At 34.4% G+C, this 14,737-nt stretch carries 15 protein-coding genes; 3 read left to right on the top strand and 12 right to left on the bottom strand.

What is annotated here, in order from left to right; translation table 11 throughout:
- The 12 genes from glnT to gcvT all read right to left on the bottom strand — a co-directional run bounded on the left by glnT (position 1) and on the right by gcvT (position 12,632).
- The gene (gene glnT / locus ACTTAY_RS01025) at positions 1-1,326 is read right to left on the bottom strand and encodes a type III glutamate--ammonia ligase (protein ID WP_440672035.1); all 1,326 of its coding nucleotides are present in this window, start codon (positions 1,324-1,326) and stop codon (positions 1-3) included.
- A 17-nt stretch (positions 1,327-1,343) separates the two neighbouring features.
- On the bottom strand, positions 1,344-1,493 hold the full coding sequence (locus tag ACTTAY_RS01020) for a hypothetical protein (protein ID WP_262590388.1): 150 nt from the start codon (positions 1,491-1,493) through the stop codon (positions 1,344-1,346).
- Between the two features lie 60 nt (positions 1,494-1,553).
- Positions 1,554-1,784 carry a hypothetical protein gene (locus ACTTAY_RS01015; protein ID WP_440614087.1) on the bottom strand — a complete coding sequence of 77 codons (231 nt, stop codon included), beginning with the start codon at positions 1,782-1,784 and terminating at the stop codon, positions 1,554-1,556.
- A gap of 11 nt (positions 1,785-1,795) precedes the next feature.
- A complete protein-coding gene (locus ACTTAY_RS01010; protein ID WP_262590390.1) occupies positions 1,796-3,196 on the bottom strand; it encodes an ammonium transporter in 1,401 nt (466 codons plus the stop codon).
- Between the two features lie 127 nt (positions 3,197-3,323).
- The gene (locus tag ACTTAY_RS01005) at positions 3,324-3,737 is read right to left on the bottom strand and encodes a hypothetical protein (protein ID WP_075506197.1); all 414 of its coding nucleotides are present in this window, start codon (positions 3,735-3,737) and stop codon (positions 3,324-3,326) included.
- A 9-nt stretch (positions 3,738-3,746) separates the two neighbouring features.
- Positions 3,747-5,150 carry an FMN-binding glutamate synthase family protein gene (locus ACTTAY_RS01000; protein ID WP_262590391.1) on the bottom strand — a complete coding sequence of 468 codons (1,404 nt, stop codon included), beginning with the start codon at positions 5,148-5,150 and terminating at the stop codon, positions 3,747-3,749.
- Complete coding sequence (locus ACTTAY_RS00995; protein ID WP_262590392.1) at positions 5,150-6,004, bottom strand: GXGXG motif-containing protein; 855 nt, start codon at positions 6,002-6,004, stop codon at positions 5,150-5,152. The genes ACTTAY_RS01000 and ACTTAY_RS00995 overlap by 1 nt, the downstream gene beginning before the upstream one ends.
- On the bottom strand, positions 5,992-6,936 hold the full coding sequence (locus ACTTAY_RS00990; protein ID WP_075506194.1) for a glutamine amidotransferase: 945 nt from the start codon (positions 6,934-6,936) through the stop codon (positions 5,992-5,994). The genes ACTTAY_RS00995 and ACTTAY_RS00990 overlap by 13 nt, the downstream gene beginning before the upstream one ends.
- A 30-nt stretch (positions 6,937-6,966) precedes the next feature.
- A complete protein-coding gene (locus ACTTAY_RS00985; protein ID WP_440653866.1) occupies positions 6,967-8,436 on the bottom strand; it encodes a glutamine synthetase family protein in 1,470 nt (489 codons plus the stop codon).
- 70 nt (positions 8,437-8,506) lie between these two features.
- Positions 8,507-9,835 (bottom strand): NAD(P)/FAD-dependent oxidoreductase, encoded by a 1,329-nt coding sequence (locus ACTTAY_RS00980; protein ID WP_075506192.1) that lies wholly within the window; start codon positions 9,833-9,835, stop codon positions 8,507-8,509.
- A gap of 102 nt (positions 9,836-9,937) precedes the next feature.
- Complete coding sequence (locus tag ACTTAY_RS00975; RefSeq protein ID WP_440647519.1) at positions 9,938-10,288, bottom strand: hypothetical protein; 351 nt, start codon at positions 10,286-10,288, stop codon at positions 9,938-9,940.
- 4 nt (positions 10,289-10,292) lie between these two features.
- The gene (gene gcvT, locus ACTTAY_RS00970; protein ID WP_440672034.1) at positions 10,293-12,632 is read right to left on the bottom strand and encodes a glycine cleavage system aminomethyltransferase GcvT; all 2,340 of its coding nucleotides are present in this window, start codon (positions 12,630-12,632) and stop codon (positions 10,293-10,295) included.
- 145 nt (positions 12,633-12,777) lie between these two features.
- Between gcvT and ACTTAY_RS00965 the strand changes: the two genes are divergently transcribed.
- From ACTTAY_RS00965 to ACTTAY_RS00955, 3 genes are all read left to right on the top strand, one after another.
- A complete protein-coding gene (locus tag ACTTAY_RS00965; RefSeq protein WP_262590397.1) occupies positions 12,778-13,722 on the top strand; it encodes an ABC transporter substrate-binding protein in 945 nt (314 codons plus the stop codon).
- Positions 13,723-13,805: 83 nt separating this feature from the next.
- Complete coding sequence (locus ACTTAY_RS00960) at positions 13,806-14,183, top strand: MORN repeat-containing protein (protein WP_440672033.1); 378 nt, start codon at positions 13,806-13,808, stop codon at positions 14,181-14,183.
- On the top strand, positions 14,183-14,734 hold the full coding sequence (locus ACTTAY_RS00955) for a hypothetical protein (RefSeq protein ID WP_262590399.1): 552 nt from the start codon (positions 14,183-14,185) through the stop codon (positions 14,732-14,734). The genes ACTTAY_RS00960 and ACTTAY_RS00955 overlap by 1 nt, the downstream gene beginning before the upstream one ends.
- Positions 14,735-14,737: the final 3 nt, after the last annotated feature.

The following is a 14,737-nucleotide window of genomic DNA, read 5'->3' as shown; positions in this document are numbered from 1 at the left end:
CTAACAATCTAATGTGTTATCTTTTTCCCATTTAGTGACTGCTTTAGCCTTATCAAAACTTTCTTTTGATTTAAATTCTTTAATTTCTGTATCTCTTAATTTTATATAACTTGAAATAATATCTGATCCAAAAGCTTCATTCATACTTTTATTATCTTTTAATTTAGAAAGTGATTGATCTAACTCATCTGGTAATTTTGGTAAGTCAGGATATTTTGCAAAGTCTTCGTACATATTGCAATGTAAAGGATTGCCGGGATTGATTTTATTTTTGATACCATCTAAGCCAGCAGCCAAAATACTAGCTTGTAATAAATATGGATTAGCAGATCCATCCATTAACCTTAATTCAAACCTTCCTGGATCAGGAATTCTAATCATATGTGTTCGGTTATTTCCAGTGTAAGAAATACTGCTTGGTGACCATGATGCTCCAGATTTTGTAGGTGGTGCATTAATTCTTCTGTAGCTATTAATTGTTGGATTAAAAAATGCCGACAACGAAGATGCGTTTTTAATTACTCCACCTAAGAAATTATATGCAATTTTACTCAATCCAAGTTTATCAGATTTATCTAGAAACTTATTTTTCTTACCTTGCCAAACTGATACATGAGCATGACACCCATTACCTGTTAAATTATTAAATGGTTTAGGCATGAATGTTGCTCTTAATCCATGTTTTTCAGCAATTGTTTTTACCATGTATTTAAAAAAGGTATGTCTGTCTGCAGTTTCTAAGCAATCAGAGTAATCCCAATTCATTTCAAACTGTCCGTTTGCGTCCTCATGGTCATTTTGATAAGGACCCCATCCCATTTCAATCATACAGTCACAAATTTCTTTAATTAAATCATATCTTCTCATCAATGCAGATTGATCATAACAAGGTTTTGATTGAGTATCTCTTGGATCTGCAATTGACTCTCCATCAGGTGATATTAAAAAATATTCACATTCAACACCTGACTTCATTGTTAAATTTTGTTTTTTAAGTTTTTTAATTTGATTTTTTAACATTACTCTTGGCGATGCTTCCACTGGTTTACCGTTCATCCATAAATCAGATGCTAACCATCCAACTTCTTTATTCCATGGCAATTGAATCAAGCTATCAGGATCAGGGATCCCAAACATATCAGAGTCTGCTGGCGTCATATCTAGCCATGCTGCAAAACCAGCAAAACCCGCACCTGCAGTTTGCATTTCTTTGATTGCATGAGCTGGAACAAGTTTTGATCTTAAAACTCCAAAAAGATCTACAAAGCTAATTAAAAAATATTTAATTTTTTTTTGTTTTGCAATTTTAAATAAGTTTTTAGCCATTAACTAACTTAACATAATTATTTAAAAAAAGATAAGATAGTTTCTTTATAATAAATCAAATTTACAACTATGATAATTATTATTGCTAAAATTACACCGTATTTAGCTTTAGGAAATGCAACTCCTCTCATTTTTGAGGGTCTTAATTCTTCATTTTCATCTGTCATAAAAAATTTAGATTAAAAAGGGCGCTATTAATTAAAACAGCGCCCAAATTTTTATTTTAATTACCAATCGGTAATATTGCTTTTATGATCATTAGCACCATGTCTCTTCTTTGCTAATCTTGAAAGTTCATCACTTTCAGATTTTGCAGTTAACACGTGCCAACCAATCCATAAAATTATAGCAATGATTACCAGTATACCTTCACTAGATCCAGCACCAGGGTAAACAGCCCCAACTACCTCTTCAGCTGGCTTGTTAAGGTGATCTATCCAGTTTGTTACTGTAGCCATATATTTCTCCTTTACCTGGTTGCAGATGAAACTGCTTTCTCATCTTCTTTAGCAGCCTCCATCATTTCATAATCTAGTCCAGCTATTTCTACTTCTCGAGGGATTCTTAATTTACCCATACCGTGAAGCACTTTAGCTATGACATAGCCTGGTATTAGTCCAAGAACAACAAACATAATTATTGCTCCGATGAACTGTCCAAGAGGATTGATTGTTGCATAAGTAGTTCCATCCCACATAGCACCTACACTGTAACCAGATGAAGGGTATCCCCATAAAACAAAACCACAAATTACAAGACCAACAAATCCTGCATAACCGTGAACTGCTACTGCACCAACCGCATCATCGATTTTGAACTTACGTTCAACCCAGTAATGTAGTTTGTATGCAATCACAACACCGATCATACCAATGATCATTGATTGAATTGGATGATATAAGTCATTTCCAGCTGAAGCACAGATAACACCTGCTAGTCCACTAGAGTATGTCCAGAAAGGATCACCTTTAGCAATCCAATATCCGGCCAGTAATCCTCCTGATAATGACATCAAGAAGTTAAAGGTAATACCACTAAGTGTAGTAGGAGTTACGTAAATGTTTGTAGCTGTCCAATAAGATATACCTTCCATTCCATATTCTGGACCTAAGTCGAAAATTGGAATGTTACATGCAGCATAAAATCCCCAGAAACCAGTATAAATTAAAAATAATCCAACTGTTACTAACCAAGGATTTCTAGGCCCTATGTTTCTAGGTTCACCACTTGATGAGAATTTTCCAATTCTTGGACCTAAAACCACAAGAACACCTAAAGCAAATCCACCTGCAATTGCGTGAATTACTCCTGATGCATATGCATCATGATATCCTAAAAGTTTTAACATCCACCCATCAAAGTGCCATCCCCAAGCAGCATCAATTGTCCAAAATACAGATCCGATTGCAATTGCTAGAATACCAAATGCAAAAGTTGTAATTCTTTCAATGATTGCTCCTGAAACGATAGAAGCAGCTGTCCAAGAAAACAGAAGGAAAGCAGCCCAGAAGACACCAGAAATGTGATCTCCTAGATTGATAGCCATAAGTTCACTTGTAGCTGTATACCAAGTAGCACTAAACGCAGACTCGTCTGTGATTAGAGCAGTACTCTCATTCATTATTGAAGGTGCTAATCCAGGTCCTGTTGGAAAAGCCCAGTAAATCCACCAACCAAATAAAAACCAAGTTACTGTTACCAAAGGTATCAGCATTGTGTTTTTCATAAGAGTATGTTGATGGTGTTTGTATCGAGAAGCTCCAACTTCATACATACAGAATCCAACGTGAATTAAGAACATCAGCACCACTGTTACCCAGTAGTAGAACTCTGTAAATATGGTAGTAAGAGCAGCTAACTGATCAGTCATTTTCTCTCTCCATATTTGTTATTCTAAACCCTATAAAATAATTAGGTTAGTTACAAATATAAAGAGAGACTAAAAACCTAGTGTGGTCACTAGGTTTTTAGAATTGAAATCAACTATTGATTGTTATTTAAAATTTTAGATATGCTTTTTTCAAATCAACAAGAGGATGTTTTGGAGACATTTGAAATTTAACTAAAAGCTCTCTTGCAATCATATCTCTGTCTTGTTGATTGTTAGGAAGTTTAATTGATTTTGGAATTGTTACCCATCCATTTGCATTTCTGCAAAACACTGCAGGTCTTCCTTCTTCGTAACCCATGTGTACATCTTCCAACCAATTTAAATCATCCCATCCCATTGCCTCAATATATTTTTTTAAGAATGGAGTTATTTTTTTATAATCAGGCAACAGGTTGACGTCGTATCTATAACCAATCGACTGGCCTATCATTTTTTCTCTAGCAGTTTGTTTTTTTACTCCAAACTTAACTTTTGAAACTTTAGCTTTCGATTTAGTTTTTTTAGTTTTCTTTTTAGCCATCGTTACCTCTTATATTTTATGATAGTTATCAACACCAACAGTGTAATTTGTACCTGCAAGTGGAACTTTCGCTAATGCAGAAGCTTCAGAAGTTAAAGCCGCTAAATCTTCTGGTTCTAACGAATGAATATTCGTCTTACCACAAGCTCTAGCTAATAATTGAGCTTCCAAAGTCATTGAGTGTAGATAGTTATATACTCTCAACGCTGCATCATCAGGATTTAATCTTGCTCTTAATTTTGGATCCTGAGTAGCAACACCAACTGGACATCTTCCAGTATGGCAGTGATAACACTCTCCAGCTTTTACACCCATTTCTTTTTCGAAATCAGCTTCTGGAATATCTTTGTTGCAGTTAAGTGCAATCATTGATCCAGTACCTATAGCAATTGCATCAGCTCCAAGAGCTAAAGCTTTAGCCATATCAGCACCATCTCTTACACCACCTGCGTAGATTAACGTTACTTTTCCAGTTTTTCCCACATCATCAATTGCTCTTCTCGCTTCTCTAATAGCAGCAATTCCTGGAATTCCCGTATTTGCAGCAGCAATGTGTGGTCCTGCTCCAGTAGATCCTTCCATACCATCTAAATAAATAGAGTCTGGGTCACATTTTGCAGCCATACGCACATCATCATAAACTTTAGATGCACCAAGTTTTAACTGAATTGGAACTTTATTTTTCGTTAATTGTCTTAACTCTTCAACTTTTAGAGCTAAATCATCTGGACCTAACCAGTCAGGGTGTCTTGCAGGTGATCTTTGGTCAATACCAGATGGTAGTGATCTCATTTCTGCAACTTGGTCGGTTACTTTTTGACCCATTAAGTGTCCACCCATACCAACTTTTTGTCCTTGTCCAATAAATACTTCAATTCCATCAGCCAATTGAGCGTGATGAGGATTAAAACCATATCTTGATTGAATACACTGGTAATACCATTTCTCTGAATATCTTCTCTCATCTGGTATCATTCCACCTTCACCTGAACAAGTAGCGCTTCCTGCCATAGTAGCTCCTCTTGCTAAAGCAGTTTTTGCTTCATAGGAAAGTGCACCAAAACTCATCCCTGTAATGTAAACAGGTATATCTAATTCAATTGGGTTTTCACATCTTGGACCAATTACTGTTTTAGTTTCACATTTTTCTCTGTAACCTTCGATTACAAATCTTGTAAGCGTTCCAGGCAAAAATACCAAATCATCGAATGTTGGAATTTTTTTCATTAATGCCATTCCACGCATTCTGTATCTTCCTAATTGAGATTTGATGTGAATGTCGTCTATTACTTCAGGAGTAAAAATAGCATTGTGTCCTAGTAGACTTTTATTTCTTTTACCTTCTTCATGAACATGAACGTCGGCTTTTCCACCAACTCCTTTACCGTTCTTTTTACTTTTTTTCTTAGGCATTAAATTGCTCCCTTCTTCTCTGTAGGTTCTAAATTATCGTAATTCCAAAGTTTTTTACCAGCTACAATTTTTTTCATTTTACTAACGTCAAAATTTTCACCAATTTCAGCAACTTTTAATTTTCTTTTTAGCCAATCTTGGTCGCTTGCTGTTAATTCAGCATCTACAGCATCACTACCATAAGATCCAATTTCTCCTCCTACAAATATTGTCCCATCGTACATTGAGTCGCCCAGGTTAATTCCAACATCTCCAAGAATTATTATTCTTCCTCTTTGCATCATAAAACCAGTGAAAGCACCTGCGTCACCACCAATAATGATAGTCCCACCTTTCATATCAATACCAGTTCTAGCACCAACGCTACCTTTGCAGATCAAATCTCCACCTCTGATAGCTGCACCAAAACAAGAGCCAGCGTTTTTCTCAATTACAACTTTTCCAGCCATCAAGTTTTCTGCACAAGACCAGCCAACTCTTCCATTGATTCTAACAATTGGTCCATCACACGAACCAATTCCAAAATACCCCAAACTTCCTTCAAAAATTAAGTTTAATTTATTAAGGATACCGACACCCAAACTATGTTTTCCTTGGGGGTTTTTGATTACAATTGTTCCGTAACCTTGGCTCATTAAATTATCAATTTCTTTATTAGCCTCTGCAGCAGTCATATCTTTAACATCAAGATCAGTTCTTTTATTAAAGTCTACGTCATAAGTACCGAAGTAATAAAAATTCTCTGCCTCATCTGGGTTAAAGAATTTTTGTTGAGTTCTTCCTGTTAGAACTTCGGTATGCATACCCATTGATTGGGCTTTAGATTTTTTTGATACTGTTTTTAAATTTGCCATACTTTAACCTCCCCATCAAATGGATCATATGTATCTATTTCTTGTGGTAACACAGATCTAATAGCTATCTCCTCTGATCCCATTGCAACTAAATCATCTGACTCATATAAAACTAAAGGTTTTGCAGCCATAGTGTCTTTAGCCATTCCCAAAGAGTCTTTTGTAGCCACAAAGTAAGTAAATACACCGTCTAAACCAGTTAAACTCTCTTTCATGCCTTCTTCTAAAGTTGCACCATCTCTCATTTTTTCTGCAAGATAAACTGCGATTAATTCTGAGTCACACTCAGACATAAATCTCATTCCTTTATTTTCCAACACTCTTCTGTTGTTCCAATAGTTCGTTAATTGACCATTGTGAACTACAGAAACGTCACTAAAAGGATAGCCCCAGAAAGGGTGGGCAGATTTGATATCAACACCAGACTCAGTCGCCATTCTAGCATGACCTATTGCATGAGTTCCAACAACTTTATCTAGACTATATCTGTCACAAACCATTTTTGCATTACCTAAATCTTTAATAACTTCTAATGATTTACCCATAGATAAAATTTCTACACCTGGAATACTTTCTATTCTTTGAGAAAAATCTAACAGATCTTTTGTGTTGTAATCAATCTCATATCTTAAAGAGTAGGGAAGTGTTCTTTCTTCTTTAACAACTTTAGCTCCCATTTCAGCTAGAGTTTGATCTACAACTTTTTTTCTTTCATCGTATACAGAAACATCTTCCATAACCGATGAGCTTCCTTCTCCAACGTTCTCACCAACTTTAAAACGCATGATGAAATTTTTGCCATCTGTATCTCCATACAAAGCATATCCAGTTGAGTCTTCGCCTCTATGTTTTAACGCCTGAAGCATTCCTTGTAATTCGCTTCCAACATTTGAGGATTTTCCTCTGTGAATTAATCCTGCTATCCCACACATATTTTTATACCCTTTCTATTATTTTATGACCTACGGTAAGCAATCAAGATAAGTATCCAGATCCCATTGAGTTGTAGCACCCAAGAATCTTTCCCACTCATCGTTTTTGTACCAATGGAAAACTTTATACATTTCATCCGGCATTGCAGATTTAATTACCTCATCCTCTGCAAGTCTAGCCAAAGCTTCACCAAGACTTAATGGAAGTTTCTTAACATCTTTACCAGCCTTTTGAGCTTCGTAAATATTTCTAGACTCAGGAGCAGCTGGTTTTAATTTTTTACTAATTCCATGATCACATGCTTTTAGTAACGCTGCACCTAATAAGTATGGATTATGCATAGAGTCTACAGATCGGTATTCAAATCTACCTGGTGCAGAAACCCTTAATCCACATGTTCTATTTTGGTATCCCCAGTCAGCATAAACTGGCGCCCAGAAACCTTGATCCCATAATCTTCTATAAGAGTTAACTGTAGAAGATCCTAATGCTGTTAGTGCTGGCAAGTGTTCCATAATACCTGCAATTGATTGTAAACCAATTTTACCTGGTAACTGCATGTCTTTAGTATCAGGCATAAAAGTATTCGTTCCACCTTCAACGTAACTAAACACTTCTTCAACACCTGGAAGATTTTTGTTTCCAAGTTTGTTTACTTTAACTTTTCCACCTTTCCATAAAGACATATTTGTATGACATCCACTTGCAGAAACTCCCATAAAAGGTTTAGTCATAAAGCAAGCTATCAAGTTATGTTCCCTTGCAACTTGAGCACAAATTTGTCTGTATGTTGATAATCTATCTGCGTTTCTTAAGACGTTATCATAAGTCCAGTTTAATTCTAATTGACCTGGTGCATCTTCGTGGTCTCCTTGAATCATATCAAGTCCCATTGCTTTTGCGTATTCAATTACCTTCATAAATACAGGTCTCAACGACTCAAATTGATCAATGTGATAACAGAATGGCTTAGAAAAACCTTTACCTGTAGGGGTGCCATCTTCATTTTTTGTTAACCACATCATTTCAGGCTCAGTACCAACTCTTAATTCTAGACCATGTTTTTTCTTAAATTCATCCATGAAAATTCTTAGATTTCCTCTGCAGTCTGAAGTTAAGTGACCACCTGGATTTTCTCTTTCTTCTCTGTTTCTAAAACATGTTACAAAGACTCTTCCAACTCTTTTGTCCCAAGGTAATTGCACAAAAGTTTCTGGATCAGGTATTCCAACAAGCTCCATAGCCTCTGGACCATAACCAATGTAGTTATTATGACGATCTAAAAATAAGTTTGCTGTTGCTCCGTAAACTAATTGAAATCCTTTTTCTGCTGTTCTTTCCCAGTGATCTGCAGGTATACCTTTACCTACGACTCTTCCTGTTACAGAAATAAATTGATAATAAATATAAGTTATTCCAAGTTCGTTAATTTTTTCTCGAACTTTTTTTACTAGTTTAGCTCTACCTGGCTGGTTAACATGTTTTTCTAGATCCGTCATTTTCACCCCTCAATGAATTATTAATTATTCAAGCGTAGCTGAAAACTTTATTCGTGTCTAGGCTTAGAGTTTAACTCCAAGGGAACGGACTGTTAGAAGTAGGATGAAGTTCACCCTTCTCGTAACGGTTGAATCTAAACGGCTTCAATAAATCACTTTCAGTACCAAGAATTTCTTTTGCAACTAGTTCACCAACACCAATCATTTTATATCCGTGATTAGCATCAGCAATCATGTAAACGTTTTCAAAAAATCTATCGAAGATAGGAAAAGAGTCAGGTGTCATACATCCTAAACCACCTGAAGGTCCTTTTCTGTATAAGTCTGATTTTCCTTCAAATCTTTTTTGGCAATGCGCAAGTGCTGAACACCACATTTCACTAAAAGCGTCTGTTGTTTGATACTCTGGAGATTCAATTCCATAAGGATCAACATTTACTTGATCAAAATGTTTTTTAACAATGTAAGGAGAAGTTCCACCTTGAACACCTAAGCCTTCAATATCAGGTTTATAATAAATTCCCCAAATTTTATCTGTTAACAATTTTTTTGTTTTGTCAGAGTATAAAGGTGCTGTCGAGTCAACGTGAACTACAGGTGGTTGTTTACCATCATTTGTTTTTAAGAAATCTGGCTCAACACCGATAACTCCTTCTTGAAGCATCCAGTAAGTCCACATATCAGTTTCATGCATCTTACCATCTTTACCTTTTATGTGAGCTGTCTTTGGTAACTCTAACATATTCCAAAAATCTCTTGCCCATGGTCCTGCTCCAACAACTACTTGTTCACACTCAATAGTTCCTTTGTCGGTTTCAACACCAGTTACTGCTTGACTGTTACTTCCTTTTTTAAAACCAGTTACTCTTACACCTTTCATGACTTGGACACCATTAGATGTAGATTTATTCTCTAGGGCTTTAATTGAATCTTTATTAAAAGCGTACCCACCTTTTTTTTCATGAAGTACAGAAGTAATACCTTGAGCTTGCCAATCATCAAAAATTCCCTTCATGTAATTTGTGCAATCTTTTTCACCTTCAATAAAAACTGATTCATATCCAATTGCTTTTTGTTGTTCATAAATACTTGCAACATCTTCATGCATTACTTCTGGAGATATTTGTAAGTATCCAACTGGATTATATTTAAATGCTTTAGGATCACTCTCCCAAACTGAAACTGAATGAGCCATTAATTCTCTCATTGCTGGCTGAAAATAATTATTTCTTACAACTCCACATGCAATTCCACTTGCACCAGCAGCTGTATCTTTTTTTTCTAATACAACTATGTCGCCAGGATTTTTGTAAGTTTCTGAAAGTTTCCATGCAGTACTTAAACCGTGTATTCCACCGCCGATTATCACTACTTTTGCTTTTGAAGGTAATGTCGTCATATCAAAACATTATTTTTTGATAATGTTAATTAATATACTTATTTATAGAAGTAATAATTATATATATAAATTTGATACTTTTTATATTAGTCAAAAAATTAATTAATAACTGATGTTTTTTAGTGTTTCTAAATAGTTATTAAATTCTTTTATAAATGACTCGCTTGGGACTATATTTTTAATTCGCTGATCAGTTGAAGTTTTTTCCAGTTTAAAGAATCCTTTTTCACAGGCCTCTGTAATTATTAAAGCTGATTTAGGCCTAGATGTTTTAAATAATTTTGTTTTTAATTCTTCAACAGATAGTTTTGTTCCTTCTTTAAAAGCTGACATAACTAATAACATCATGTGATAGTGAGAAGGTGACTTTCTGAAAAAATAATTACTAGAAGTATGGGATTGTTTCATTTGTTCTTCCCAGAAATCTAGTAGGGTTTTTTTTTCTTTCGGCATTTTTTTAAGATCTTACTCTAGACTTAGTTGGATCGTAGAATGGGAAGCCAACAACTTTTGCACTAATTCTTTTTTGGTGACCATCAATTTTTCCAACTTCAACTTCAGTTCCAATTTCTGAATATTGAGCATCTATTCTACAAAGAGCTACATTTTTATTTAGAGTTGATGATAGACATCCACTTGTTACAACACCCACTTGAGCTCTACCAATATGAACACAATCACCATGACCTGCAATTTCTTTTCCAATCAATTCTAAGCCAACTAATTTTTTTTGAGGATTGTTTTTTCTTTTAATTAATTCTTCTTTACCAATGAAGTCTTCTTCTTTAGTTTTCAAAGGAACCGCAAAACCTATCCCTGCTTCAAAGGGATCTTGTTGACCATCAAATTCATTTCCAAATAAAATTAATCCAGCTTCTATTCTAAGTTTATCAAGAGCAGCAAAACCAGCAGGAATTAAACCGTCATCTTTTCCTGCTTCCATTAATTTATCCCAAACTTCAGGAGCGTGGTTTGGATGACACCATACCTCATAACCAAGCTCACCTGTATAACCAGTTCTAGAAACAACTAGTGGAATACCTTGTAATTCTTCTATTCTACAAATTGTAAATCTAAACCAACCAAGCTCATCAATAGATGGTTGGGTAGGCGGTGTAAAAATTATCTTTTTTAAAATTTCTCTACTTTTTGGACCTTGTATAGAAACATTACTGATTTGGTCTGTTGAATTTTTAACATTTGCATTAAAATTTCTTTTCTTCGCTATTTCTTTTAACCATTCTCCAGCATACTCATCACCACATATCCATCTAAATCCTGTTTCGCTTAATCTTAATAATGTTCCATCATCAAACATCATTCCATTTTCATAACACATTGCAGAATATACAACTTGGCCAACTGATAATTTTTTGATGTTTCTTGTAAGTGTGTAGTTTAATAATTCCTCAGCATCTGGACCTATTATTTCAAATTTTCTAAGTGAAGATAAATCAATTAATACAGCATCGTTTCTACAGGCATTATATTCATTTACTATTCCGTGTTTCGTATAATCATTTGGAAGCCAAAAACCTCTTGCATCAACAAAATTTCTAGTAAGTTGAGATGTGCGTTCGTGGAAACCTGAATTTCTTGTTAATTTTTTTTCTGAATCTGTTTTCATTCGAAAAGCAAATGACTTTCTAAATTCTTTATTTTTGTCATAAGTTCTAACAAAAATTTCAGTAGGATTCCATGAATTACAAGCATCAATATCGCTAGGACAAGCTGTAGTCCCAATTGTTAAATCTTTTAATGCTCTAAACATTACATAATCACCAGGTCTAGAATAAGATTCATCAGATATTACTGAATTTAATCCAGCAGCTGATGTATTAAAAAATAAATTAATTGCATGCCATCCTTTTTGTTTTTGCACTCCATATTTAGACATACTCTCAGTTAAATTATCTGAGCAATTAGGATGACCAAAGTAACCAGCATCTTCATAATATTTTGAAGTACATGCAAGATTAAAAGTATCATGTTTACCAACTGTATCTCTTATTACCTCTACTAAGGGTTCGTGATCAGTATCATAAAATTTTGAATGTAATCCAGGACCAGGAAAAGTGTTTCCCATAAAAGTTCTAGTAGTTTGCCAATCCAATCCTTTTTCAATTCCTTTTTCTAATTTTTTTGTATCAAATGCTACAAAGTCTGAACATTGTCTCCCAGTTGGACTTATGACTTGAATGTAATCTCCTTCTTTAACTTGGTAAGATATTGAGGTTTCTTTATCTATGTTTTCTTCATAAAGTGGTTCAAAAACTGGATCAGGTATAACGCTTAGCTCTTTATCATTTGTAATTTTTGCTCTTTTAATAAATATAGTTAAATCTGTCGGTGGATTTTGTTTGGTAACATCCATATCTTCGCCAGGTGCAGCAAAGATTGCATAACATTTATCTTTTGATTTAAGTTTAATCTTTTCTTCAGCTTTTGTATCAAGATCAAAAACTATTGATGATTTAGACTCTTTTATATTTAAGTTTCTTTTTTTTAATTGATAATTTGTTGCTAAGATTGTTTCATCTTTTCTATTTAAAATGTCTCTTATAAAATTTTTTTGACTGTTTTCTTTTAAATTTAAAATTCCTAATTCTGACTTTCCATCTTTATTAAAACAAATTATTTCACAAATTTGATTTCCTTCATCGTTGATTATTTCTAATTCATCATCTGGAAAAATTTGAAAAGCAGTAAGAGCGCCGCCATTTACAATATGTCGTTCAACCCCAGGTGGTAAAATATTTAGTCCAGGATTTTTAATGTCTTTACTTGTTCCAAACATTTTTAAAATTTTTTAATATTGATATATTTTTTATCATCATTTTTATTGATTAAAAATATATATATTTTTTAGAACTAATAATTCTTTACCTAGCTATTCGTTTTAACATAGAGTGTTGTTATTAATATTAATAGAGGGGAAAAAAATGAAAAAAATAATGTCATTATTATCTGCTCTAGTTATTTCTGTAGTAAGTTTCTCAGGAATTTCTAACGCTGATAGCAAAAAGCCCATCGTAATCCCAACTCATAACTGGTCATCTCAAATTGTAATGGCTTACGTTATTGGTGGAATTTTTGAAAGCATGGGTAACAACGTAAAATATGTAAACGCTGACTCACAAGCGGTTTATGAATCAATCAGAATTGGAGACGTAACTATTTCTCACGAAGTATGGGAGTCTGCATTCGGTAAGTCATTTACTACTGCTTTAGACAAAGGTGGTTTACTTGACTGGGGTGATCATGAGGCAAGAACTCTTGAAGATATGGGTTACCCGAACTGGGTTGTTGAAAAAGGTTTGTGCCCAGGTTTACCAGATTGGACAGCTTTAAAAAATCCAGACTGTGCTAAAAACTTTACAACACCTGACTCTCCAGATGGAAAAGGAAGAATGTTGGAAGGACCTCAAAGTTGGCATGGTGATTTAATTCCTCAAAGAGTTGAAGCTTTAGGCTTAGGTGATCTTTGGTGGGTTAAATTTGCTGGAGGTGCAGATGCACTTTGGGCTGAATTAGCAGCGGCTGAAAAAGAAGGAAGAGGAACTATAATCTTTAACTGGACACCAAACTTTACAGATGGTGCTGGTTTTACATTTATTGACTTCCCTCCATACACAGCAGGTTGCAGACCAGAAGATGGTGGTGATGGTAAATGTGGTTCTCCTGATGGATACTTGAAAAAAGCTGTTCATGAGGATTTCCCAAAAACTCACCCAGATGCAGCAGCAGCATTTAAAAAGATGTCATTCTCAACAAGTCATATTGGTGCAATGGCAGCTTTAGTTGATGTTGATAAAATGACTCACGAAGATGCAGCTAAAAAATGGTTAGCTGACAACGAGTCAGTTTGGAAACCTTTTACTAAATAAGGGTAAAAGTTAAAAAAATTAAAATCTCCCCCAACTTGTTTGGGGGGGATTTTTTTTTATTCTAATTTGTGTAAAGTGACAAAATGAAAAAATTTCTAATTTTCATATTTTTAATTTCTTTAATTAACTCATCTGCATTAGCTCGAAGCACAGGATGTAAAGAAGGGAACTGTGAAAATGGTTTTGGTAAATGGATTTATACCGATAAGACAACTTATGAAGGTGAGTGGGTTGCAACAAAAAAAGAAGGTCAAGGAGTTGAGACATGGCCAAACGGATATATTTACAAAGGTGAATTTAAAAATAGCCAATGGAGCGGAAAAGGAGTTTTAACTTTTCCAGATGGATCTACTTATGAAGGTGAATGGTCCAAAGGTTTTATGAATGGACAAGGAACATTTACTTGGGCAGATGGAAAACAAAAATCAGGCACTTGGGTAAACGGAAAGTTACAAGAGTAATGTCAAAAGAAAATAGTTTAAATAAAACTGAAGACAATTCAAACTCAACAAAGCAATTTATTGGTTTAGTTATTGTTACAGCAATAGTGATAGCTTTTTTTGCTGTTTTAAATGGAATATTTGGAGGGGGAGACGAGCTTGTAGAAAAAATGAAATTGGAAGAACAAAGAATTGCTGAAGAAAGAAAACTAAGTGAATTAATATCTAAATTACCTTCAGGAATACTGGTATCCTTTGATGGAACTGACCACTATAGATTAACTGATGAGGTATATGAGCAAGTATGTAAAGCTACGAAATTAATTCCACAACGAGCAATTATGGGTGCTAATTTTTTAAATTTTAGAGCACACGAGATTTACACAATCAACGGAAATAAAATTGATGAAACTTTTGTTAAATGGGATCAAGAAAAAGGTAAGTGTTATGCAGGTTTTACAGTAAGTGGAAACAATGTTGGGGTAGATGAAACTATTACTGTTAGTGGAGAAGCTTTGAGTTTTTTAAGTACAGGTATTGATACTAGAGTTTACTATATTAAGAATTTTTAATGA

This window comes from Candidatus Pelagibacter sp. HIMB1715 (genome assembly GCF_052047595.1).
Lineage (GTDB): Bacteria > Pseudomonadota > Alphaproteobacteria > Pelagibacterales > Pelagibacteraceae > Pelagibacter.
Note: the sequence above shows the minus strand (reverse complement) of the source record. Positions and strands in the feature narration are given on the sequence as shown.

What these genes read in the sequence shown, in the direction of transcription:
- glnT (WP_440672035.1), bottom strand. Translation starts at nt 1,326, where the DNA reads ATGGCTAAAAACTTATTTAAAATTGCAAAACAAAAAAAAATTAAATAT.
- ACTTAY_RS01020 (WP_262590388.1), bottom strand. Translation starts at nt 1,493, where the DNA reads ATGACAGATGAAAATGAAGAATTAAGACCCTCAAAAATGAGAGGAGTT.
- ACTTAY_RS01015 (WP_440614087.1), bottom strand. Translation starts at nt 1,784, where the DNA reads ATGGCTACAGTAACAAACTGGATAGATCACCTTAACAAGCCAGCTGAA.
- ACTTAY_RS01010 (WP_262590390.1), bottom strand. Translation starts at nt 3,196, where the DNA reads ATGACTGATCAGTTAGCTGCTCTTACTACCATATTTACAGAGTTCTAC.
- ACTTAY_RS01005 (WP_075506197.1), bottom strand. Translation starts at nt 3,737, where the DNA reads ATGGCTAAAAAGAAAACTAAAAAAACTAAATCGAAAGCTAAAGTTTCA.
- ACTTAY_RS01000 (WP_262590391.1), bottom strand. Translation starts at nt 5,150, where the DNA reads ATGCCTAAGAAAAAAAGTAAAAAGAACGGTAAAGGAGTTGGTGGAAAA.
- ACTTAY_RS00995 (WP_262590392.1), bottom strand. Translation starts at nt 6,004, where the DNA reads ATGGCAAATTTAAAAACAGTATCAAAAAAATCTAAAGCCCAATCAATG.
- ACTTAY_RS00990 (WP_075506194.1), bottom strand. Translation starts at nt 6,936, where the DNA reads ATGTGTGGGATAGCAGGATTAATTCACAGAGGAAAATCCTCAAATGTT.
- ACTTAY_RS00985 (WP_440653866.1), bottom strand. Translation starts at nt 8,436, where the DNA reads ATGACGGATCTAGAAAAACATGTTAACCAGCCAGGTAGAGCTAAACTA.
- ACTTAY_RS00980 (WP_075506192.1), bottom strand. Translation starts at nt 9,835, where the DNA reads ATGACGACATTACCTTCAAAAGCAAAAGTAGTGATAATCGGCGGTGGA.
- ACTTAY_RS00975 (WP_440647519.1), bottom strand. Translation starts at nt 10,288, where the DNA reads ATGCCGAAAGAAAAAAAAACCCTACTAGATTTCTGGGAAGAACAAATG.
- gcvT (WP_440672034.1), bottom strand. Translation starts at nt 12,632, where the DNA reads ATGTTTGGAACAAGTAAAGACATTAAAAATCCTGGACTAAATATTTTA.
- ACTTAY_RS00965 (WP_262590397.1), top strand. Translation starts at nt 12,778, where the DNA reads ATGAAAAAAATAATGTCATTATTATCTGCTCTAGTTATTTCTGTAGTA.
- ACTTAY_RS00960 (WP_440672033.1), top strand. Translation starts at nt 13,806, where the DNA reads ATGAAAAAATTTCTAATTTTCATATTTTTAATTTCTTTAATTAACTCA.
- ACTTAY_RS00955 (WP_262590399.1), top strand. Translation starts at nt 14,183, where the DNA reads ATGTCAAAAGAAAATAGTTTAAATAAAACTGAAGACAATTCAAACTCA.